Below are 22,988 nucleotides of genomic sequence, written 5' to 3' on the forward strand. Positions count from 1 at the left end.
CATTCACGGCGTCACTCGCTGCGGCAATCAGGGCGCCTTTCGCCGTGGCATGCGCGGCAGCAGTGGTGTCGGCCCTTGCCGCGGCGGTTCCTGCCACGGCCCAGGCCGCCTGGCCCGATCGGCCGGTGCGGCTGATCTTACCGTTTCCGGCCGGCGGCACGGTGGATGTCGTGGCGCGCCTGGTCGCGGCCAATCTGGGCCAGCAACTGCACACCCAGTTCGTGGTCGAGAACGTTCCCGGCGCGGGCGGCACCATCGCCACCGCACGCGTGGCACGGGCCGAGCCCGACGGCTACACCGTGCTGTTCACGACGCCCAATCACACCATCAACCCGTCGATCATCGCGAAGCTGCCCTTCGATACCGAGAAGGACCTGGTGCCGGTGTCGCTGGTCGCCCAGATCCCCGAACTGGTCGTTGCGAATGGCAACCAACCGTTCACCGACTTCAAGGGCTTTGTGGCGTATGCGCGAGCGAACCCGGGCAAGCTGGATTACGCGTCGGCCGGCGCGGGCACCTTGCCGCACGTGACGATGGAACTGCTGCTGCAGAAACTCGACATCAAGGTCACGCACATTCCCTACAAGGGCGCGGCCCCGGCCATGAACGATCTGCTGGGCGGGCAGGTGGCGTTGAAGATGGACACCATTGCCACCTCGGCCCCGCAGATCGGCACGGGCAAGCTGCGACCCCTGGCGATCGCCAGCCTGAAGCGTTCGCCCTTGATGCCCGACGTACCGACCGTGGCGGAGTCGGGCGTGCCCGGCTATCAGGCCACCTTGTGGATGGGGATGCTGGTGCCCAAGGGGACGTCGCCCGCGATTGTCAGTACGCTGAACACTGCGATTGCGGCGGTGGCGAAACAGCCGGCGTATCGGAAGCAGCTGGATGCGGCCGGGGTGGAATCGGTTGCGACCGGCCCCGACGCGTTTCGCTCGCTGATCCATCAAGAAATCGGGCAGTGGGCCGACGTGGTCCGTAAATCGAATATCAAGGCGCAATGACCATGACGTCGACATCGCAGGCCCACGCATCGCCTGCAGCATCCGCAGCATCGCTTGCATCCGCCGCATCGCCTGCATCCGCCTCATCGCCTGGGTCCTCGGCCGCATCGCCTGCGTCCTCGGCCGCATCATCCCCACGCCCCACCCCGCCGCGCACGCAACCGCCGGATCCCCACCCCTATCGTCCGCGCACCGCGTGTCCACCCGGCGCGATCGATTGCCATGTGCATCTGTTCGGCCCGGCAGCGCAACACCCCTTCCATCCGGACAGCAAGTACGTGTCGGACGACGCTTTGCCCGAAACGAATATCGCGCTGCAGGACACGCTGGGCCTGGCTGGCGCGGTCGTAGTGAGTGGCGGCGGATATGGGCGCAGCACCACGCATCTGGCGCAGGTGCTGGAAGCGCATCCGGACCGATTCAGGGGCGTGGCCTTGCTGCCCGACGACATCACCGATCCGGCATTGGAACGGCTGGATGCACTGGGCGTTGTGGGTGCGCGGTTCGTGAGCCCGGGGCACCGGGGCGACTTGCCGCGGCTGCCGTCGTCCATGGTTGGCCGCGTGCGGGACCTGGGGTGGCACATCCAATACTATCCGTCGGGAACGGACCTGCTTGCGCATGCCGATGCGCTGGAAGCCCTGAACATGGTGGTCGTGCTGGACCACTTTGCGGCGGTGCCCGCGCGCGGCGGGGTGGACCAGCCGGCCATGCATCGGCTGCTGCAGCTGCTGGATACGGGAAGGTTCTGGGTCAAGCTGTCGGGCCCGATGCGGTGTACCGACGGCGATTACCCCTACGATGCCGTTACCCCGATTGCGCAGGCATTGATCGCCGCCGCGCCGGAACGGCTGGTGTGGGGCACCGACTGGCCGCACGTCAACATGAACGGGCGTGGCATGCCCAATGACGGAGACCTGTTCGACTTGCTGGCGACCTGGGCGCCCGATGCGGCCGTTCGGCAGCGCATTCTGGTGGACAACCCCCGGGCCTTGTATGGCGCATTCGGAAAGGGCGTGACGCCGGCCTGAACGGCCGAGCCTGCATGGCCTGCGGGGCCTGCGGGCCGTACCGTTTGCGCACCCCACCGCCCGAACGCCTGCACACCCGAACGCCTGCACACCCGGACACCTGCACGCCCGAACACCTGCACGCCCGGACACCTGCCGTCCTCGCGCCCGCCAGGCAGGTTGCCTCGGCCCCTAGGGCGCCAGCAGCCCCGCTGTCACAAATCGCGTGACCTGTTCGATCAGGTCATTCGTATCTTCGGGGTCATAGACCCCCGGCGGCATCATCTCTTCCATCCGGTGCGTGTCCGAAAACGCATACAGATACGTGCCCACCATGAAGGTCACGCGCCAGGTCGCATCCAGCTCCGACAGGTGCGGCAATGCCGCGCGCAAGGCGTTCACATAGTCGCGCGTGGACGTGCCGTAGGCGTTGGTGCGAAGCTGATACGAGATCTGCGGCGGCTCGGTATGCAGGCGGGCCTGCAGGCGCAGGAACGAACGTCCTTCGGCGGTATCGCGAAACGCCAGCGTCGGCATCAGGAAGGCCTGGACGATGTCGCGCACCGACGGCTTGTCCGAACTTGCCTGCAGCGCGGCCAGGTTTTCGGTGCGGGCGTCGGCAATGATCTGGCTGCGGCGCAGAAAGACTTCTTCAAACAGGCCATACTTGGACCCGAAGTAGTAGTTGATCAGCGCCTGCGTCACGTTGGCTTCGTTGGCCACTTCGCGCAGCGTGGTGCCGGCATAGCCCAGGTTCGCAAAGATGCCTTCAGCGGCGTTCAGGATCGTTTCGCGGACGACGCTGGTGCCTTCCGGACGGCCGGGGCCTTTCTGGGTGCCGCGCTTGGGTTTGCGCGAGGGCGGCGCGGCCACATCGCCGCGGCGGCCGGTCACTGCATTCATAATCGGTCGCTTAATTAATTTCGCAAGCCTCCATGCTACGGGGTTTCCCGGGGAAATCCGTCAGTTGTTTGCAGCATATATTTTTGTATGCAAAAATATACCCAGAGACGAATATGCCTACAGCCAAGACCAACACGCAGGCGCTGGCCGCCTATAACGAGATCAAGCAGCGCATCCTGACCGGGCTGTTCACGGCCAATGACAGGCTGCGCGAGATCGACGTCGCCAATCAGCTCGACATGGGGCGTACCCCGGTTCGTGAAGCACTCAAGCGCATTCAGGACGAAGGGCTGCTGACCCATGAACCGCGCCGCGGCCTGGTCGTCACGCAGATGGACCAGCAGGGCGTGTCCGAGCTGTACGCCATGCGCGAAGTGCTGGAAGGCGCGGCCGCCGGCTTCGCGGCGCGGCACGCGACCGATGCCGAGATCGCCAACATGGAAGCGATCCTGGATGAAGCCGATCACGACGCCGATCCGGTCGCACTGAACCTGCAGTTCCATCAGGCCATCTACAGCGCGGCGCACAACCGCCATCTGATCCGTTCGCTGCAGTCGCTGACGGACACCACCTATCTGCTCGGGCGCAGCACGTTGATGACGCCCGCCCGTGCCGACAAGGCGCTGATCGAACATCGCGCGATCGTCGATGCGATCCGGACGCGCGATCCGCAGCGGGCCGACGCCGTGGCCCGCGCCCATATTCATCAGGCCTTGCTCGAACGCCTGAAGATGCTCAGGCAGCGCTGACCGCGCATCCCGAGTCATCCAAAAAATCAAGAACACCCACATCCCTCTGGAGACACGATATGAACCGCACCCCCTTGTTGCACTGGACCGCCGCCGCGGCGCTGGGCGTCCTTCCCGCGCTGGCATCCGCCCAGACCTATCCCACCCGCCCCATCACGCTGGTCGTGCCCTTCGCGGCTGGCGGCGGCACGGACAGCATTGCGCGCGACGTGGCCAAGACGCTGGGCGACAAGCTGGGGCAGACGGTGGTGGTGGACAACCGGGGCGGTGGCGGCGGATCGATTGGCGCGACGATGGTGGCCAACGCCAAGCCCGATGGCTATACCCTGCTGTTTGCCACGTCGACCTTCGTGACGAACGCGGCGTCGGAAATCAACGCGACCTATGACGTGGAGAAGTCGTATGCGCCGGTTGCGATGATCGGCCGCGGCCCGCTGTTTGTGGTGACCAGCAAGGAGCTGGGCGTCAAGAACATCACGCAGTTGCGTGCGCTGGGCCAGGCGCGTGCCGACGGCATCAACTTCTGCTCGGCTGGTAATGGCAGCATCAACCATCTGGCGGGCGAGCTGTTCCATCAGCGCAGCGGCCTGAACATGACGCACGTGCCCTACAAGGGCAGTGGCCCCGCGACGGTGGACCTGCTGGCAGGCCGTGTGCAGCTGTTCTTTGCCACCGTGCCAACCATCCTGACGCACGTGCAGTCCAACCGCGTCGACCTGCTGGCCGTGACCGGCGCCAAGCGGTCGCCCCTGTTCCCTGACGTGCCGACCATGGCGGAAGCGGGCGTGCCGAACTTCAACATCACGACGTGGTGGGGCGTGCTGGCCCCGGCCAAGACACCGGTTGCACTCGTCAACCAATTGAATCAGGCCATCAACGACGTGGCCGCCGCCGACCTGGTGCGCAATCGCCTGGTCCATGAAGGCGCCGATCCGATCAGCGGCTCGCCCGCCGACTTCAAGCGCGCGCTGTCCAGCGAACTTGCGCTGTGGAAGGGCGTCGTCAAGACGTCGGGCATGAAGCTGCAATAAGACCAGAACAACATAGGAGACATCCATGAACCATTCCTTCCAACCTGCCCGCCGCCATGTGCTGGCCGCCGCCGGCGCGCTCATGTTGAGCACGTTCAGTGGCGCGGCGCTGGCCCAGGACAGCTATCCGTCCAAGCCCATCACCATCATCGTTCCCTACGCCCCCGGCGGGCAGGGCGATGTGTTCGCGCGCCTGATCGGCGAACGGCTGGGCACGGCGCTCAAGCAGCCGGTAATCGTGGACAACCGCCCGGGCGCATCCGGCGCGCTGGGTACCCGTATCGCGGCACGGGCCAAGGGTGACGGCTACACGCTGTTGCTCGGCCAGACCGGCGAAATGGCCGTGAACCAGTTCGTGGTCAAGGAGCTGGGCTACGACCCGCTCAAGGACTTCAAGCCGGTGGTGCTGGTGGGCGACGCGCCGCTGGTCATGGCGGTGCCTGCGAACTCGAAATACAAGACCCTGCAGGACCTGGTAAAGGCCGCGCAGGTCAAGCCCGAGGCGGTTGCGTATGCGTCGTCGGGCACGGCCACGCCGGGGCATCTCGCTGCCGCCGCGCTGGCGCTGGGCGTCAAGTCCAGCATGGTCCACGTTCCCTACAAGGGCGCCGGCCAGGCCATGACGGACCTGCTGGGCGGCCAGGTCGACTTCTTCTTTTCCAGTGCATCGGCTGTCATGGGCTACGTGACCAGCAACCGCCTGCGCGCCTTGGCGGTGTCGACGCCCAAACGCATGCCGACTCTACCTAACGTGCCGACCGTGGCGGAAAGCGGTGTGCCGGACTTCAGCTTCAGCTTGTGGGGCGGTGTGTTCGCGCCCGCTGAAACGCCCGACGCGATCGTCACCCGCCTGAATGCCGAGATCAACAAGATCCTGGCCGAACCGGCGATCCGCGGCCGCCTTGAATCCGATGGCAGCGCGGTCCGCCAGAACACCCCCGCCGAATTTGCCGACTTCGTGAAGCGTGACGCAGCCAAGTACCAAGGCCTCGTCAAGGCTACCGGCATCCAGGCTGATTGAACTTCCCCTCATTTCCTTAAAGGCTAGACCATGAAAATCGTAGTGATCCCCGGCGACGGCATCGGTCCTGAAACCATGGCCACGACGGTCGACGTTCTGGAAGCCGCGTCCAAGCGCTTCAACCTGAACCTCGACTTGCAGCATGACATTGCGGGCCACGAAAGCCTGAAGCGCAACGGCGCCACGGTCACCCCGGAACTGCTGGAAAAAGTGCGCGCGGCCGACGGCCTGATGCTCGGCCCCATGGCCACCTACGACTTCAAGGACGAAGCCAAGGGCGAAGTGAACCCGTCGAAGTTCTTCCGCAAGAGCCTCGATCTGTACGCCAACATCCGCCCGGCGCGGACCTATCCCGGCATGCCCGCGCGCCTGGGCGAGTTCGATCTGGTGGTGGTGCGCGAGAACACCGAAGGCTTCTACGCAGACCGCAACGTCGAGTCGGGCGGCAGCGAAATGCTGATCACGCCGGACGTGGTGATTTCGCTGCGCCGGATCACGCGCCTGTGCTGCGAACGTATCGCGCGCTCGGCCTTCGAGCTGGCCATGACCCGCAAGAAGCATGTGACGATCGTCCACAAGGCGAACGTGCTCAAGATTGCCGATGGCATGTTCATCGACATCTGCCATCAGGTCGGCAAGGAGTTCCCGGAAGTCACGATCGATGACTTCATCGTCGACGCGATGATGGCCCACGTGGTGCGTGCACCGCAGCGCTTCGACGTGATCGTCACGACCAATATGTTCGGTGACATTTTGTCGGACCTGACGGCCGAACTGTCGGGCAGCCTGGGCCTGGGCGGCTCGCTGAACGCCGGCACCGACCATGCCATGGGCCAGGCCGCGCACGGCTCGGCGCCGGATATTGCCGGTCAGAACATTGCCAATCCCTTCTCGCTGATCCTGTCGGCGGCCATGCTGCTGGGCTGGTATGGCCAGCGCAAGGGCCAGCAGGCGTTCAACGACGCGGCGGCGGCGATCTTTGATGTGGTGGCCGATGCGATTGCAGCAGGTGAAGCAACGCGCGACGTGGGCGGCAAGCTGGGCACCAAGGAAACGGGCGAAGCGGTCGTGCGCCGCCTGGCTGCGGGCTAAGCATGACGGGCGTTTTCCCCGCCGGAAGCTGCGACTGCCACGTGCATGTCATCGGCCCCGCCGATGCCTATCCGATGGTGGCCGACCGGCATTACACGCCGGGACTGGCGTCGCATGACGACCTGCTGGCGCACCTGGCCCGCAACGGCCTGTCGCGGGCGGTGATCATCCAGCCCAGCGTGTATGGCACCGACAATCGCTGCACCCTGGACAGCGTGCGGCGGCTGGGCGATGCGGGCCGTGCTGTGGCGGTCGTTGACGATCACATCGATCTGGCCGGACTGAAGGAACTGCATGCGGCCGGTGTGCGCGGCTTGCGGGTCAATGTCGAAAGTGCGGGGGCACAAGACCCGCAACGCATCGTCGACGCCCTGGTCTATTGGACCGGGAAAGTGGCGCCCTTGGGTTGGCATGTGCAGGTGTATGCGTCGTTGACGGCACTGGCCGCCGCGATTCCGTTGTTGCCTTCATTGCCGGCGCCCATCGTGCTGGACCACTTTGCGATGGTGCCCGCCGGCACGCCGCTTAGTGCGCTGGACGTGACGACCGTGCTCGGCCTGGTGCGGGACGGGCGGGCCTACATCAAGCTGTCGGCGGCCTACCGGATCATGCCGGTGGACCCGTCGGAAGGCGACGCCACCGCCGTGGCGCGACTGGCTGCGGCGTTCATCGAGGCCAATGCCGAACGGGTACTGTGGGGCAGCGACTGGCCGCATACCAATCGCGAGGCGGGGAAGGGTCCGCTGGAAGTGAGCGCGTATCGGAAGATAAGCGGGCTGGTCGATAGCGCGATGGCGTGGATGCCCGACGCCGCCGTGCGGCAGCAGGTGCTGGTGGATAACCCGGCGCGGTTGTACGGGTTCTGATTTGGCGGCGCCCTGTGCGCTGACGATGCGCTTGCAATAGCTTCAGGCAAGGATGGCAGACGAATGCGGCTTTTCATGCGGGGGCGGCTTGCCTAGCATGGCATGACGTTCCCTCAATCAAGGAAAGTCATGAAGCCGCCGCATCGTTTGAACATCAAGCATGCCGACAACCTGGCCACCCGGTTCGCCGCGCTCCCAGCGGTTGCTGCCATCGCCGTCACGATTTTCATGGCAGTGCCGCCATCGGCGCACGCCTCAACGACAGAAGAACGCAGCCAGCGCGGCGCAGCCGTCATCACGGAGCTGAATCGCGGCCAGCCGCAACCTGCGCTGGAGGCCATGCGTCGCGAATTTCCCTTTCTGGCCGAAGCCACCGAAGCCTATGCCTTGGGGGATGTGTGGAGCCGGCCGGGCCTGGATCATCGCACGCGCCAACTGGCGACCGTGGCCGCCATGGCCGCGATGGGCGAGACGGCCACGATGAAGATCCACGCCGGCTACGCCCTGAACGTGGGCGCGACCGAAGACGAGTTGAAAGAGATCGTCTACCTGATCACCGTGCCCGCGGGATTTCCCAAGGCGATTGCCGCTTCGCAGGTGCTGTCGCAGCTGTTTGCCGAACGGCGCGCGGCGGCGAAGTAGAGGATCCTTGCCGCCGGGCCGCATGACACCGCATGACAACACGTGCTGAATATCGACCGCGCTCAATCCAGCGACAGATTGATCGTCTTGACGACCTTGGCGTACTGCGCCGATTCCTTGTCGATCAGCGCCCGCACGTCGGCCGGTTTGATGGCCAGCGGCATGTAGCCGAAGTCCATCATGCGCGGCTGCATGTCGGGTGTCGCGACGATGGCGGCGATGTCCCGGTTGATCTTGTCAACGATGTCGGGCGGTGTGCCGGCCGGTGCGAACAGGCCGACCCAGCCGGAGGCTTCAAAGCCTTTGGGTCCGCCGGCGTCGCCGATGGTCGGCACGTCGGGATGCGTGGACAGGCGTTCCGGACCCGCCAGCGCCAGGAAACGCAGCTTGCCGGCCTTCTGCAGCGGGCCGGCGCTGCCTGCGGTGCCGAAGGCCCAGTCCACTTCGCCGTTCGCCACCGACGTGTAGAGCTGGCTGTTGTCCTTGAAGGGCACGTGCGTCATGCGTGTGCCCGACGCGGCTTCAAGCTGCGCGCCGCCCAGGTGGGCCACGCTGCCGATCTGCCATGAACCGTAGGTGACCGTGCCGGGTTTGGCCTTGGCGGCGGCCAGCATGTCGCCGGCCGTCTTCCATGGCGAATTTGCTGCCACGGCCACAAAGAAGTAGCTGTGATGCAGCGGAATCACCGGCATGAAATCCTTGACCGGGTCATACGGCAGCTTCTTGTACATGTGCGGGATGGCCGTGAAGTTCAGGCCGTCCGCATGGAACAAGGTGTTGCCATCGGGCGTGGCCCGTTTAGCGTCATTGGCCGCGATGAAGCCGCTGCCGCCAGGTTTGTTCTCGACCACGACCTGCTGGCCCCACGTGCGCGACAGGCGGTCCGCCACCAGCCGCAACATGGCGTCGGGGCCGGACCCGGTCGAAAACGCCGACACGACGCGCACCGGCCGTGTAGGCCAGTTCGCGTCGGCGGCGGTGGCCAGCGACGGCAGGCTGGCCATTGCGGCCAGGGACAGGGCAAAGGACGCGGCAAGGCGGGTCACGCCAGGCGCACCGGTAGGTCGGTTCAAAGTCATGGTGTCTCCCCCACGAATACGGTTGGATGCGTGATCACTGCGTCCGCGTCGGGCGGATCTGGGATCACGGCAGGTTTAAGGCGTTGGATCTGCGTTGCCTGTTCCGCTCGTCACACGAAGGTCGACCCGCCATCCACGACCAGCGTCTGGCCGGTCATGAACGCAGCGTCCTTGCCCAACAAGAACGCGACCGTGCCCACCAGATCGTCAGGCTGCTGATCTCGCTTGAGGGCGCGGCCGGCTTTGCCGATGTCGCGGAACAGCTCGACGTGTTCGGTATTGGTCATGATGCCGTCGCTAAGCGTAAAGCCCGGCGCCAGCGCATTCACGGTGATACCGTGGGCGCCCAGTTCGCGGGCTAATGAGCGTGTCATGGCAATCACTGCGCCCTTGCTCGCCACGTAATGCAGCATGCCCGTCACGCCCTTCAGGGGCGAGGTCGACGCCACGTTCACGATGCGGCCCTGGCCATGCTGGCGCATGTGCGGTACGACTTCGCGCACGCCCAGATAGGGGCCCAGCGTGTTCACTTCCATGACCTTCATCCACTCGGTCGGGTCGACCGTGTCGAAGGCCTGCACCTGCAGGCTGGCGAACAGCGCGGCGTTGTTCACGAGGCCGTACACCGCGTGCTGCGCGGCCACGTCATCGATGATGGTTTTCCAGTCATCGGCTTTCGTGACGTCGCCGCGATAGGCCGAGACGCTGGCGCCGCCGGCCGCCAGGCGGCTGGCCGCGGCGTCGATATCACCCACGTCGACCAGGGCCAGGTGGTAGTCCTGCGCGGCCAGCCGCTGCGCGAACGCAAAGCCGATGCCGCGCGCCGCGCCTGTGATGACGATGGCTTTTTTCATGCTGTTGTCTCCTCCACCGTCAGCCATTACAGGAAGGACGGACGGGCACGCAGTTCTTCGGGTGCGTAGCCGGCGATCTTCTTGTAGTTGCTGGTGATCTCTTGCAGTTCTTCTTGCGTGACGACGTCGTCAAGGTTGTCGACCCGCTTGCCGCCGGTGCGATCGAACACGACACGCAGCACGGTATCGGGCGGATTGACGCGGTTGGTCAGCACCACCTGGGTGGTCTGCTTCACGCGTACTTCGTCATAGGCCTTCAAGGCCTCCGGACCCACGCCCATTTCCTTCAGGCGGCCCGCCAGGTAACGGGCGTCGATGATGGACTGACCCGCGCCGTTCGAACCGCGCGGCACCATGGGGTGAGCGGCGTCACCAAGGAGCGTCATGCGGCCGTCGGTCCAGGTGGGCAGCGGGTCCTGGTCGACCATCGGATATTCCAGGATCGAGTCCGACGCCCTGACCATGGCCGGCACGTCCAGCCAGTCAAACTTCCAGTTTTCGAAGGCAGGCAGGAAGTCTTCGAGGCGGCCCGGACGGCTCCAGTCGCGGATGGCCGGCGTTTCGTCATTGATCTCGGCGACCCAGTTGATCAACTGGTTGCCTTCCTCATCGATATTGTTGCGGATGGGATAGATCACCATCTTGCCGATTTCGAGCCAGCCGACGCGGGTCATGCTGGCGCCGCTCAGGAAGGGCTTGAGCTTGGCGGTGCCGCGCCACATGTTGACGCCGGAATAGCGCGGCGCCCCTTCGTTCGGGTAGAGCTGCTTGCGCAGGGCCGAGTGGATGCCGTCGCTGCCGACCACGACCTTGGCGCTGACGGAGGGCAGGGCAGTGCCTTCAGGCGACACGAAATGTGCCGTGGCGCGTTCGCCATCCTGCGTCACGCCGGTGCACTTGTAGCCACAGACCACGCTGTCAGCGCCGAGGCGTTCCAGCACGGCGTTGAGCAGCACGGTTTGCAGGTCGCCGCGGTGGATCGAGTATTGGGGCCAGTCGTAGCCGGCTGCCGTGCCCGACGGTTCGCTGTACACGAATTGGCCGTGTTCGGTAAAGAAAGCGGATTCCGCAGTGCGGACGCCGACCTTGTCGAGTTCGGGCAACAGGCCCAGTTCCGCCAGTTCGCGCGCGGCGTGGGGCAGCACGTTGATGCCGACACCCAGCGGCTTGAGTTCGGGCACGGCCTCGTAGATGCGGCAGGAAATGCCGGCCTGATGCAGGCTGAGCGCCAGGGTCAGGCCACCGATGCCGGAACCGATGATGAGGACGTCGACGTCTTGGGACATGGAAAGGACTCGCAAGGAAATTGAACGATGGCGCTATTAGGAACCGGATCCGGGCATTTGGGAAATTTAGATATCATATGGATAAATATGAATTCCTTATGATCGTCGGAGATTGGGCACCTCATGAACCTGTCGCTTCGCCAATTGCGTGTGTTCGTGCACGTTGCCCGCATCGGCAACTTCACGCGCGCGGCCGAGCAAGCCCACATGACCCAGGCGGGCCTGAGCATCATGATGCGCGAGATGGAAAAGCAGCTGGATTGCCGGCTGTTCGACCGCACGACGCGGATGGTGGTGCTGACCGATGCGGGGCGGGACCTGCTGCCGGTCGCGCAGCGCGTGATCGCGGATATCGATGGCGTGGTGGCCCACCTTGGCGAAAGCGGCCGCAAGGCGCGCCAGACCTTACGCATCGCGGCCACGCCGCTGGTGTCGTCCAACATCCTGCCGGGCCTGTTCGCGCAGTTTCGGCGCAGCCACCCGCATGTGGAACTGCGGCTGACCGATGCCGACCTGAACCAGATCCAGGCGATGGTCAGCGCAGGCGATGTGGATCTGGGGCTGGGCTTTTTCTTCAAGCAGATGCCGGGCATCGTGCGCACGCCGGTCGGGACGTTCCGGCTGATGCGGGTCGCGGCGGCCAACGGGCCGCAGGACTTTTCGACCGGATCGGCGCCGTGGGCCAGCCTGCAGGCCGAACCGCTGATCAGCCTGCCTGCGAGCAATCCGATTCAGAAGCTGGTGGAAACGCATCTGGGGGCGATCGGCCGGGGCGATGAAGAACGTCCGGCCTTCAACTTCTTCAACACCCTGATCGCGATGGTGGAAGCGGGCATGGGCACGGCGGTGATCCCGTCCTTCGCGCTGGCGGCCTGCCATCGGCATCGGGTCACGACCGACCTGCTGGTGGACCCGGCGGTCGAGTTGAGCCTGTATCTGGTGAGCCGTCGCGGCATCAAGGAAACCGAGACCGCATCGGACTTTCGGGAGGCGCTGGCGGCGGCGCTGCCGTCGGCCGCATCGCCTGCGTCGCCCGGGTAGTCACAGGGTGTAATGCCATGGGCTGCGGCTCATCATCTGTTGCAAAGCGCCGTTGTGCCAGGGCGCGGCAACTGATTCACTGACGTATGCCCGAATCCCATACCCGAACCCAGACCAAGTCCAAGACCCAGTCCAAGACGTCGCCAGACATCGACCCTGCTGACACGCCACACCCTGGACGCACCGACATCGACCCCGCTGACACGCATCGTTTCGTGCGTGTGCGCGGCGCGCGTGAACACAATCTGCGCGACGTCGACGTGGATATCCCCCGTGACGCGCTGGTCGTGTTCTCGGGCGTATCCGGGTCCGGCAAATCGTCGCTGGCCTTTGGCACCCTGTATGCCGAAGCGCAGCGCCGCTACTTCGAATCGGTCGCTCCCTATGCGCGTCGATTGATCGATCAGGTAGGCGTGCCCGATGTCGACACCATCGATGGTTTGCCGCCCGCGGTCGCGCTGCAGCAGCAACGCGGCACCCCCAGCGTGCGATCGTCCGTGGGCAGTGTGACGACGCTGTCGAGCCTGGTGCGCATGCTGTACTCGCGTGCCGGCACCTATCCCGCGAAGCAGCCGATGCTGTACGCCGAAGACTTTTCCCCCAACACAGCGCAGGGCGCATGCCCCAACTGCCACGGCCTGGGGCGGGTGTATGAGGTGACCGAGGCATCGATGGTGCCCGACGACAGCCTGACGATCCGCGAACGGGCGATCGCCGCGTGGCCGCCGGCGTGGCATGGCCAGAACCTGCGCGATATTCTGGTGACGCTGGGCTATGACGTGGACACGCCGTGGCGCGACCTGCCGCGCAAGGACCGCGACTGGATCCTGTTCACGGATGAGCAGCCGACGGTGCCGGTGTATGCCGGCTTCAGCCCGGCCGAGACCAAGGCCGCACTGCGCCGCAAGATGGAGCCGAGCTATCAGGGCACGTTCACCGGCGTGCGCAAGTACGTGCTGCAGACCTTTGCGACGACGCAAAGCGCATTGATGAAGAAGCGGGTGTCTCGCTATATGGTGGGCAGCCTGTGCCCGGTGTGCGACGGCAAGCGCCTGAAGCGCGAGGCCTTGTCGGTCACGTTCGCGGGCCTGGATATCGGGGATTTGTCGGCGCTGTCGATGGACCGGTTGGCCGACGTGCTGGCGCCGTTTGCGCAGGGTCGATTTGAAGATGGCGCGGAGGCGGCCGTGCTGGACCGCGCCACGGCCAAGGCCGACACCGCGCGCCGTGTGGCTGCCGGCGGATCGGCGCACCAGGCGGCACCCGACGTGCGGCGCACGCCCAACCTGTCCGAAGAAAAGCGCCTGGCCGCGCAGCGCATCACGCAAGATCTGGTGTCGCGGGTGGCGACCTTGCAGGCATTGGGCCTGGGGTATCTGTCCTTGGAGCGCAGTACGCCAACCTTGTCGCCGGGCGAATTGCAGCGGCTGCGGTTGGCCACGCAGATCCGGTCCAATCTGTTTGGCGTGGTGTATGTGCTGGATGAGCCGTCGGCCGGCCTGCATCCGGCGGATGGCGAAGCCCTGATCCAGTCGCTGGCGCAACTGAAGGCCGCGGGTAATTCTTTGTTCGTGGTCGAGCATGACCTGGACATGATGCGCCGTGCGGATTGGCTGGTGGATGTCGGGCCGGAAGCGGGTGAACGCGGCGGGCACGTGCTGTACAGCGGTCCGCCCGAAGGCTTGCGCAAGGTCGCGGAGTCCACCACGGCCAAGTACCTGTTTGCCGAGGCGGCACCCGTGCGGCGCACCCCGCGCACGCCAACGGCCTGGCTGGAACTGCGTGGCGTGACGCGCAACAACCTGGACGGGCTGGATGCCAAGTTTCCGCTGGGCGTGTTGACCGCCGTGACTGGCGTGTCGGGATCGGGCAAGTCCAGCCTGGTCAGCCAGGCCCTGGTCGACCTGGTGCAGGACCACTTTGGCGAAGACGCCCCCGCGCCGGAAGACGAGTCCGACGATGGCGAGCCGCAGGTAATTGCGCGCAGCGGTGGCCACATTCATGCGGGCATCGAACACATCAAACGGTTGGTGCGCGTGGACCAGAAGCCGATCGGCCGCACGCCGCGGTCCAACCTGGCCACCTACACGGGCCTGTTCGACCACGTGCGCAAGCTGTTCGCCGCCACGCCGCAAGCGCGCAAGAAAAAATTCGATGCCGGCCGGTTCTCGTTCAACGTGGCCAAGGGCCGCTGCGAAACGTGCGAAGGCGAAGGGTTTGTCAGCGTCGAACTGCTGTTCATGCCTAGCGTGTATGCGCCATGCCCGACCTGCCATGGCGCGCGCTACAACGCCGACACACTTGCCATTACCTGGCATGACAAGACGATTGCCGACGTGCTGGGCATGACGGTGGAAGAGGCCGTGGACTTTTTTGCGGACGAGTCCGCCGTGGCTCGTCCGTTGACGCTGCTGCGTGCTATCGGCCTGGGCTACCTGCGGCTGGGCCAGCCCGCAACCGAGCTGTCAGGCGGCGAGGCGCAGCGCATCAAGCTGGCGACCGAACTGCAGCGCGCGCAGCGGGGCGATGCCTTGTATGTGCTGGATGAGCCGACCACGGGCCTGCATCCATCCGATGTGGACAAGCTGATGGCGCAGTTGAATGGGCTCGTTGACGCGGGCAATACCGTGATCGTGGTCGAACATGAAATGCGCGTGGTGGCCGATGCCGACTGGGTGATCGACGTGGGCCCGGCCGCAGGCGAAGGCGGCGGGCGCATCGTCGCGGCCGGCACGCCGCAGGAAGTGTGTCAGGCGAAGGACAGCAAGACGGCGCCGTATCTGCGGCGGCAGTTCGAGGCCTGATGACAGTCAGCCCCTGGGCCTTGTTCAACACGTCCAGGGTGACGGCGCGTCGGTATCGATGCCATACGCAACGATCGCCTGCGCGCACACGTCCGCCGACACGGTCCCCCTGAGCCGCAACGCTTGCAGCGCGGCCAGCACCACATGGTGCCGGTCCACTTCAAAGAACCGGCGCAGGGCCGCGCGGCTGTCGCTGCGGCCGAAGCCATCGGTGCCAAGGATCGTCATGGGCGCATCGATGTCATTCGCAACCATCTGCGGCACGGCGCGCACGTAGTCGGTCGCGGCGATGACCGGCGCATCCCCTTCCAGGCAGGCCGCGACATGGCTGCGGCCGGCCGGCTGCCGTGGATGCAGGCGGGCATGGCGCGCGACGTCTGCCGCATCACGCGACAGTTCGCTGTAGCTCGTCACGCTCCACACTTCGCTATCGATGCCCCAATCCTGCGCAAGCAGGTCGGCGGCGGCAAGCACCTCGGCCAGGATCGCACCGGAACCGAGCAGCCGCACCGCTGCGCTGCCGTTGCCGTGGCCGTCACCGCCGGCGCGCACCCGATACATCCCCTTGATCACGCCCACCTCAACCCCGTCCGGCAACGACGGCTGCGGCAGGTTCTCGTTCATCAAGGTCAGGTAGTAGAAGACATCAACCTGTTCTACCAGCATCTGCCGCATGCCGTAATCCAGGATCACGGCCAGTTCGCCCGCAGTGGCCGGATCGTAGGCCCGGCAGTTCGGCACCGTGGCCGCGACCAGGTGGCTGCTGCCATCCTGATGCTGCAGCCCTTCGCCGCCCAGGGTGGTGCGGCCTGCGGTTGCGCCGAGCAAAAAGCCCCGCGCACGTTGATCGGCCGCGGCCCAGATCAGGTCGCCGATGCGCTGGAAGCCGAACATGGAGTAGTAGATGTAGAAGGGCAGCATGGCCAGGCCGTGCACGCTGTAGCTGGTGGCGGCCGCGACCCAGGAACTGATGGCGCCGGCTTCGCTGATGCCTTCTTCCAGGATCTGGCCATCGCGTGCCTCGCGGTAACTGAGCACCGACCCGATGTCTTCGGGTTCGTATTGCTGCCCCGACCGCGAGTAGATGCCGATCTGCTTGAACAGGTTGGCCATGCCAAAGGTGCGCGCTTCGTCGGCCACGATGGGAACGATGCGCGGGCCAAGCTGCGTGTCCTTCAACAGCTGCGTCAGCATGCGCACAAAGGCCATGGTGGTCGACATCTCCTTGCCATCAGCCTGCAGCGCAAAGGTGGCGAAGCTGCCGATCGCGGGCACCGGCACGGCCGGAGCGCCCACGGCACGCGAAGGCAGGCTGCCGCCCAGCGCCGCGCGGCGCGCGTGCAGGTACTGCATTTCGGGGCTGTCGGCCGCCGGCTTGTAGAAGGCCAGCGACTCGGTCGCCTCGTCCGACAGGGGCAGGTCGAAGCGGTCCCGAAAGGCGAGCAGGGCGTCGCGGTCCAGCTTTTTCTGCTGGTGGGTGGTCATGCGGCCCTGACCCGCATCGCCCATGCCGTAGCCCTTCTTGGTCTGGGCAAGGATCACGGTGGGTGCGCCCCGATGGCGGCGCGCGGCATCGTAGGCCGCGTGGATCTTGACGAGGTCGTGGCCGCCCCGCTTCAGACGGTCGATCTGCGCGTCGGTCAGGCCCGCCGCCAGGGCCTGCAAGGCGGGCGACTGGCCAAAGAAGTGTTCACGGTTGAAGGCGCCGTCCTTGGCCGCGAAGGTCTGCAACTGCCCGTCCACGGTCGTTGAAAAAGCCTGGGCCAGCGCCCCGGTCACGTCCTGCGCAAACAGCGGATCCCAGTCGGCGCCCCACACCAGCTTGATGACGTTCCAGCCCGCGCCGCCGAACAGGGTTTCCAGTTCGTCGATGATGCGGCCGTTGCCACGCACCGGTCCGTCCAGTCGTTGCAGATTGCAATTGACGACCCAGGTCAGGTTGTCGAGCCCTTCGCGCGCGGCCAGCGTCAGGGCCGACATGCTTTCGGGTTCGTCCATTTCGCCGTCGCCAAACACGCCCCACACCGTGCGGTCTGCCGTGTCGAGCAGGCCGCGATGGTCCAGGTAACGCATGAAGCGCGCATGGTAGATCGAGCTGATCGGCCCGATGCCCATCGACCCGGTCGGGAACTGCCAGAAGTCCGGCATCAACCACGGATGCGGATAGCTGGACAGTCCGCGCGTACCTTGCTTGCGTGCGGTGATTTCCTGCCGGTACATGGCCAGGTCGCGTTCTTCCAGCCGGCCTTCCAGAAAGGCGCGCGCATAGACCCCGGGGGCCGAGTGCGGCTGGAAGAACACCAGGTCCGCCTGGGCCGCCGCACCCGCTTTGAAGAAGTGGTTGAAGCCGACTTCGAACAGGTCGGCCGCGCTGGCATAGCTGGCGATGTGTCCGCCCAGATCGCCATAGGCCTGGTTGGCGCGCACCACCATGGCCAGCGCGTTCCAGCGCATGGTCGACGCCAGCTTTTCTTCGATCGCCAGGTCGCCCGGAAAGGCGGGCTCGTGATCAGGCGCAATGGTGTTGACGTAGGGCGTGCCGCGCGGACCGGTCCAGGGCGCACCCGCTGCCCGGCAGTCCGCCGCCAGCCGATCCAGGATCTGCCGGGCGCGCTCGGGACCCGCTTCTCGCAGCAAGGATGCCAGCGCGTCGCGCCATTCGGCGGTTTCCTGGGGGTCCGGGTCGTCAGCGCCGCCCAGGGTCAGATTGGCAAGCAAGGCATGTTGGCGCGCGTCGTCTTTCACTGCAGTCTCCGTGGGATGCGTCGATCCAACGGAAAAGTTTATGCCTGCGTGGCCCGCATAGGGCGCTGAATAGGTAGCGTGCAGGCGCAATCGTCAGCACAATGTGCCGTGACCTGACCCTGGAGCAGCACAATGACGCTGGATGACACCGATCGCCGCATTCTGGCTGCCTTGCAGGCCGACGCCAGCCTGTCGAACGTGGAACTGGCGCGGCGCGTGCATCTGTCGCCGTCGCCCTGTCTGGCACGCGTGCGTGCGCTGGAAGCCGCAGGGCTGATCCGTCAATACGTCGCGCTGCTCGACCCCAAGCAGCTGGGTCTGCATTTGAACGTGTTCATTTCGATCAGCCTGAAGCAGCAGAGCCGGCAGGCGCTGCAGGCCTTTGAAGATGCCGTGTGCGCCCGCGAAGAAGTGATGGAGTGCTATCTGATGACCGGCGACGCGGACTACCTGATCCGCGTCGCCGTGCCCGACATGCCGGCGCTGGAAAGCTTCATTCTTGAGCACCTGTCGCCAATTGCCGAGATCGAAAAGATCCGGTCCAGCTTTGCACTGAAGCAGGTGCGCTACAAGACCGCGCTGCCGCTGCACGGCTAGGGGTTCAATACCCCAGCGCGATGCCGTCCTTGCGGTGATCCGACGCGGCCACATAGCCGCCGCCATCCAGCCGCATGGCCATCTGCGCGCAACCGAATTCGGTGTCGAAGCGCGGGGCCACGGTAATGTCGTGACCGCGCTCGCGCAGCCCGGCCACGGTCGCCTCGGGCATGTTCCATTCGACCGCCACGCCGCGGTTGTCGTCCTTGACGCGCCAGCGCGGCGCATCGCTTGCGGCTTGCGGGTTCTGGCCGAAGTCGGCAATGCGGCAGGCCACTTGCACGTGGCCCTGCGCCTGCATGGATCCGCCCATCAGGCCGAAGCTCATCAAGGGCTTGCCGTCGCGCATCAGGAAGCCCGGGATGATGGTGTGGAACGGGCGCTTGTTGGGTGCGACCTGGTTGGGGTGACCGGCCTGCGTGCTGAACCCCCAGCCGCGGTTATGCAGCGCGATGCCGGTGTTCGGCACCACCACGCCCGACCCGAAGCCCTTGAAGTTGGACTGGATGAACGAGACCATCATGCCCTTGCTGTCGGCCGCGGTCATGTAGACCGTGCCGCCCTGATGCGGCGTGCCGGGGCCCGGATAGCGCGCCTCGTTCCAGTCGATGGCCTGCGCGCGGCGCGCCAGGTAGCCGCGGTCCAGCAGGTGTTCCTTGGTCACGGTCAGCATGTGATCGGGATCGGCCACGTAGGCGTACATGTCGGCAAACGCCAGCTTCATGGCTTCGATCTGCAGGTGCAGCATCTGCGCCGAATCGACCGGAACGCGCGACAGGTCCAGGCTGTCGAGCATGCCCAGCGCCATCAGCGCGCCAATGCCTTGCCCGCTGGGCCCGATCTCGACCAGTTCGATGTCGCGGTAGGCCATGCGCACCGGCGTGACCCAGTCCAGCTTGTGCGCAGCCAGGTCCTGCTCGTCAATCAGGCCGCCCGTGTTGCGGGCATGGTCGGCAATCGCCTTGGCCAGGTCGCCGCGGTAGAAGGCTTCGCCGCCGGTTCGGGCAATCGTTTCCAGGGTATCGGCCTGGCCCGGACAGACGAAGCGTTCACCCGGCAAGGGCGCGCGGCCCTGCGGCGCGAAGGCTTCCTTGTAGCCGGGCTGCGCCGACATGTCGGCCACCTGGGCCTGCCATTGGCGATGCACGGTGGGCGACACGATGAAGCCATCGCGGGCGTACCGCAGCGCGGGTTCAAACAAGGTTTCGAACGGCATCGTGCCGAACTTGTCGGACACCGCTTTCCACGCCGAGACCGTGCCCGGGACGGTCACGCTGCCCCAACCGCGCGGGGCCATGCTGTCCAGGCCTGCAAAACGTTCGCTGGTCCAGTGGCGCGAGGCGCGGCCGCTGGCGTTCAGGCCGTGCAGTTCCTTGCCGTCCCAGATGATGGCGAAGGCGTCGCCGCCAATGCCGTTCATGCAGGGCTCGACCACGGTCAGCGCAATGGCGGTGGCCAGTGCGGCATCAACGGCATTGCCACCGCGATGGAACATCTGCAAGCCGGCGGCGGAAGCGAGCGGCTGCGACGTGCTGACGACGTTGTCGGCCAGCACGGGCATGCGTTGCGAGGTGTAGGGATAGGACAGCAGATCGGGGGAAGAAGACATGGTGTCGGGCCATCGAGAAAACGCGCCAACAGGCCTGGCAAGGCCGGCGCAACGCGTCATGATAGGTCAACTCCCCCGGGGAAATCGACCCGTCTTACTCCACGGTTACCTTCGCGGCGGACACCACGTCGGCCCACGTCTTGTGTTCCTGGCGGATCATCTGGCCAAAGGGCTCGGCCGGGGTGTAGATCAGCTCGGCGCCCTGGGCGGCCAGGGACTTCTTCAAATCGGGGGACGCCAGCACTTTTTTCAGCGCGGCTTCGATGGTGTCGAGTGCTTCCTTGGGGGTGCCCTTGGGCGCGGTAAAGCCGAACAGGTTGTTGGCTTCGACGCCCTTGACGCCTGCCTCGGCCATGGTCGGCACATCGGGCAGCAGCGTGACGCGCGTGGTCGACGCCACCGCCAGGAACTTGAGCTTGCCGGCCTGCACCAGCGCCATTGAACCCGGAATGCTGTCGAACATCATCGACGACGATCCGTTGGCCAGTTCGGGCAGGGCCTGCACGCTGCCCTTGTACGGAATGTGCGTCATCGACACGCCCGTCTTGAGCGCGAAGAGTTCGGATTCCAGATGCGACAGCGTGCCCGTGCCCTGCGACGCAAAGTTGTATTTGCCCGGCGCGGCCTTGAGCAGTGCGATCAGTCCGGCCACATCCTTGACTGGCAAGGACGTTGGCACCACCACGGCATGCGGCACGTTGCCCACGCCTGCGATCGGCACAAAGTCTTCCACCAGGCTGACGGGCTGGTTCTTGTAGATGCTGGCGGCGATCGCCTGGTTGGTGACGGCGGCCAGGTGCAGGGTGTAGCCATCGCGCGCGGCACGCGCCGCGGCGCCCAGGCCGATGGCGCCACCGGCGCCAGGACGGTTTTCGATGACCACGGTCTGCTTCAGTTCAACGCCCAGTTGCTGGCCGATGGCGCGCGCCAGCACGTCCGTTGCGCCAGCGGGCGGGAAGGAAATGATGACGGTGATGGGGCGGTCGGGGTAGGCCGCGACGGCAAAGCTGCTGGCGGCTGCGGCGAGCAGCGCGCCGGCCAGGGTGGCGAAGCGCAGGCGGTGAGTGCGGTGGCGCGTCGAGACAGCGGGTACGGCGTAGGTCATTGCATTCCTTGATCGGGAGCCGGCGGCAACAGCGCTTGCAGCTGCCAGGCGTAGATCGATAGCGAAGCAATATCCGTGCTAGTTGGCGGCCATGACTCCAGGCGGACGATGGCCGCGGCGGCGCGCCATCGTCCGTGCACGCCATGGTGCGTGCCTGCGCCTCAACGGTGCAGCGTCACGCCTTGACGGGATGTCCCGGCAGGCCCATCGCGCCCGTCCCCCTGGGTGCGCGCACGGCCGCTTCGACTTGCGCGGCCAGTATCTGCGCGGTGGCGGCGGACAGGGTCCAGCCAAGATGGCCGTGCCCGGTGTTGTAGAACACGCCGGGCAGGCGGCCCGGGCTCACGCGCGGCATCATGTCCGGCATCATCGGGCGCAGGCCGGCCCAGGGCGATACATGGTGGGTCGGCACGCCCGGGAATTCGCGGCGGGTCCAGGCCACCAGCGGCGCGATCCGGTCCGCGCGGATGTCGCGGTTTTCGCCATTGAATTCGGCGGTGCCTGCGACGCGCAGGCGGTTGGCGCCCAGGCGGCTGGTCACGATCTTGGCGGACTCGTCGAGCAGGCTGACCCACGGGGCGGCGGCGCGGCCCTCGTCGGTGTCCAGGTCCAGCGTGATCGAGTATCCCTTGACCGGGTAGATGTTGACGGTGTCGCCCAGCATGGCCGCAAAACGCCGGCTGGCCACGCCGGCGCAGATCACGACGGCATCGGCCTGGATCACGTCGTCGTGGCCGGCATCGCCCCGCGCGGCGGCGGGGGTGGACGTATCCGCGCTAAGGGTATCGGCCCGCTGCACCGCCGCGGCGTCCTGGGTCATGCCGTCTTGCGTGGCGCCGCGCGCAACACGCAGGCGGTAGCCGCCGTCGCCGGGCCGGTCGATGGCCTGCACGTCGGCATCCATGACAAAACGCACGCCGCGGCGCGCGCAGGCATCGGCCAGGCCGCGCGTGAAGCGGTGGATGTCGCCGGTCGCATCCGACGGCGTGAAGTAGCCGCCGTAGCAATCGCGGCCCAGGGACGGCTCGATGGCGCGGGCTTCGGCCGACGTCACGGCGTAGCGTTCCAGGCCGCCTTCGACCAGCAGCTGGTTGACCAGGCCGGCCGCGTCGAAGCTGGCCTTGTCATGGTAGATGTGCAGAATGCCGCGCTGTTCCAAGTCGAATTCGATGCCTTCATCGGCGGCCATCTGGTACAGATGCTTGCGCGATTCGATGGCCAGCCGGGTGGTGGCGATGGTGTTGCTGCGGTAGTCGCGGATGTGGCTCAGGAACTGCGCCACCCACGTGTACTTGTGCCAGCTGGGCAGCGGATTGAAGAGCAGGGGAGCGTTGCGCTGGGTCATCCACTTCAGCCCTTTGACGAGGGTGCTGCGGTGGTTCCAGACTTCGGCGTTGCTGGCGGACAGCTGGCCGCCGTTGGCGAATGACGTTTCCATCGCGGCATAACGGTGCCGGTCGATGACGGTCACATCGTGGCCGAGTTTGCTGAGCGCGTAGGCGGAAGTGACGCCGGTAATGCCGGCGCCGATGATGGCGATACGGGACATG

19 protein-coding genes are annotated in these 22,988 nt (G+C 65.9%); 11 read left to right on the forward strand and 8 right to left on the reverse strand.

What is annotated here, in order from left to right; translation table 11 throughout:
* The first annotated feature begins 65 nt into the window (after positions 1–65).
* Together HD883_RS22970 and HD883_RS22975 are read left to right on the forward strand one after the other, a co-directional pair.
* Entirely contained in the window at positions 66–1,004 is a 939-nt protein-coding gene (locus tag HD883_RS22970) for a tripartite tricarboxylate transporter substrate binding protein (protein ID WP_373563455.1), read from the forward strand.
* Between the two features lie 2 nt (positions 1,005–1,006).
* Positions 1,007–2,035, forward strand: a complete 1,029-nt coding sequence (locus HD883_RS22975) for an amidohydrolase family protein (protein WP_218863577.1) — start codon at positions 1,007–1,009, stop codon at positions 2,033–2,035.
* Between the two features lie 171 nt (positions 2,036–2,206).
* Here HD883_RS22975 and HD883_RS22980 read toward each other — a convergent pair whose 3' ends face one another.
* Entirely contained in the window at positions 2,207–2,917 is a 711-nt protein-coding gene (locus HD883_RS22980) for a TetR/AcrR family transcriptional regulator (RefSeq protein WP_179589282.1), read from the reverse strand.
* A gap of 113 nt (positions 2,918–3,030) precedes the next feature.
* On the opposite strand from HD883_RS22980, the gene HD883_RS22985 reads away from it, so the two are divergent.
* From HD883_RS22985 to HD883_RS23010, 6 genes are all read left to right on the forward strand, one after another.
* Entirely contained in the window at positions 3,031–3,666 is a 636-nt protein-coding gene (locus HD883_RS22985) for a GntR family transcriptional regulator (protein WP_179589283.1), read from the forward strand.
* 59 nt (positions 3,667–3,725) lie between these two features.
* Positions 3,726–4,697 (forward strand): tripartite tricarboxylate transporter substrate binding protein, encoded by a 972-nt coding sequence (locus tag HD883_RS22990; RefSeq protein ID WP_179589284.1) that lies wholly within the window; start codon positions 3,726–3,728, stop codon positions 4,695–4,697.
* Between the two features lie 25 nt (positions 4,698–4,722).
* Entirely contained in the window at positions 4,723–5,718 is a 996-nt protein-coding gene (locus HD883_RS22995; RefSeq protein WP_179589285.1) for a Bug family tripartite tricarboxylate transporter substrate binding protein, read from the forward strand.
* Between the two features lie 30 nt (positions 5,719–5,748).
* The gene (locus HD883_RS23000; protein WP_179589286.1) at positions 5,749–6,810 is read left to right on the forward strand and encodes an isocitrate/isopropylmalate dehydrogenase family protein; all 1,062 of its coding nucleotides are present in this window, start codon (positions 5,749–5,751) and stop codon (positions 6,808–6,810) included.
* Between the two features lie 2 nt (positions 6,811–6,812).
* On the forward strand, positions 6,813–7,676 hold the full coding sequence (locus HD883_RS23005) for an amidohydrolase family protein (protein WP_179589287.1): 864 nt from the start codon (positions 6,813–6,815) through the stop codon (positions 7,674–7,676).
* 129 nt (positions 7,677–7,805) lie between these two features.
* Positions 7,806–8,318 (forward strand): carboxymuconolactone decarboxylase family protein, encoded by a 513-nt coding sequence (locus HD883_RS23010; RefSeq protein ID WP_257022606.1) that lies wholly within the window; start codon positions 7,806–7,808, stop codon positions 8,316–8,318.
* A 62-nt stretch (positions 8,319–8,380) separates the two neighbouring features.
* Here HD883_RS23010 and HD883_RS23015 read toward each other — a convergent pair whose 3' ends face one another.
* From HD883_RS23015 to HD883_RS23025, 3 genes are all read right to left on the reverse strand, one after another.
* Entirely contained in the window at positions 8,381–9,397 is a 1,017-nt protein-coding gene (locus tag HD883_RS23015; RefSeq protein ID WP_179589289.1) for a Bug family tripartite tricarboxylate transporter substrate binding protein, read from the reverse strand.
* 110 nt (positions 9,398–9,507) lie between these two features.
* On the reverse strand, positions 9,508–10,251 hold the full coding sequence (locus HD883_RS23020; RefSeq protein WP_179589290.1) for an SDR family NAD(P)-dependent oxidoreductase: 744 nt from the start codon (positions 10,249–10,251) through the stop codon (positions 9,508–9,510).
* A 26-nt stretch (positions 10,252–10,277) separates the two neighbouring features.
* Positions 10,278–11,537, reverse strand: coding sequence for a flavin-dependent oxidoreductase (locus HD883_RS23025; protein WP_179589291.1), 1,260 nt, complete (start codon positions 11,535–11,537; stop codon positions 10,278–10,280).
* 123 nt (positions 11,538–11,660) lie between these two features.
* On the opposite strand from HD883_RS23025, the gene HD883_RS23030 reads away from it, so the two are divergent.
* Positions 11,661–12,578 (forward strand): LysR family transcriptional regulator, encoded by a 918-nt coding sequence (locus tag HD883_RS23030; RefSeq protein ID WP_179589292.1) that lies wholly within the window; start codon positions 11,661–11,663, stop codon positions 12,576–12,578.
* A gap of 86 nt (positions 12,579–12,664) precedes the next feature.
* The gene (locus HD883_RS23035; protein WP_179589293.1) at positions 12,665–15,382 is read left to right on the forward strand and encodes an excinuclease ABC subunit UvrA; all 2,718 of its coding nucleotides are present in this window, start codon (positions 12,665–12,667) and stop codon (positions 15,380–15,382) included.
* A gap of 24 nt (positions 15,383–15,406) precedes the next feature.
* On the opposite strand, the gene mdeB is transcribed toward HD883_RS23035, so the two are convergent.
* Positions 15,407–18,127, reverse strand: coding sequence for an alpha-ketoglutarate dehydrogenase (mdeB, locus tag HD883_RS23040; protein WP_373563456.1), 2,721 nt, complete (start codon positions 18,125–18,127; stop codon positions 15,407–15,409).
* Positions 18,128–18,259: 132 nt separating this feature from the next.
* Between mdeB and HD883_RS23045 the strand changes: the two genes are divergently transcribed.
* Positions 18,260–18,724 carry an Lrp/AsnC family transcriptional regulator gene (locus HD883_RS23045; protein WP_179589294.1) on the forward strand — a complete coding sequence of 155 codons (465 nt, stop codon included), beginning with the start codon at positions 18,260–18,262 and terminating at the stop codon, positions 18,722–18,724.
* 4 nt (positions 18,725–18,728) lie between these two features.
* Here HD883_RS23045 and ggt read toward each other — a convergent pair whose 3' ends face one another.
* The 3 genes from ggt to HD883_RS23060 form a co-directional block, all read right to left on the reverse strand.
* Positions 18,729–20,333: a gamma-glutamyltransferase gene (gene ggt / locus HD883_RS23050; RefSeq protein WP_218863579.1), complete on the reverse strand. Its 1,605-nt coding sequence runs from the start codon at positions 20,331–20,333 to the stop codon at positions 18,729–18,731.
* 94 nt (positions 20,334–20,427) lie between these two features.
* The gene (locus HD883_RS23055) at positions 20,428–21,438 is read right to left on the reverse strand and encodes a Bug family tripartite tricarboxylate transporter substrate binding protein (protein WP_179589295.1); all 1,011 of its coding nucleotides are present in this window, start codon (positions 21,436–21,438) and stop codon (positions 20,428–20,430) included.
* 175 nt (positions 21,439–21,613) lie between these two features.
* Complete coding sequence (locus HD883_RS23060; protein WP_179589296.1) at positions 21,614–22,987, reverse strand: D-amino acid dehydrogenase; 1,374 nt, start codon at positions 22,985–22,987, stop codon at positions 21,614–21,616.
* Position 22,988 lies beyond the last annotated feature (1 nt).

Source organism: Pigmentiphaga litoralis (assembly GCF_013408655.1).
GTDB lineage: Bacteria > Pseudomonadota > Gammaproteobacteria > Burkholderiales > Burkholderiaceae_B > Pigmentiphaga > Pigmentiphaga litoralis_A.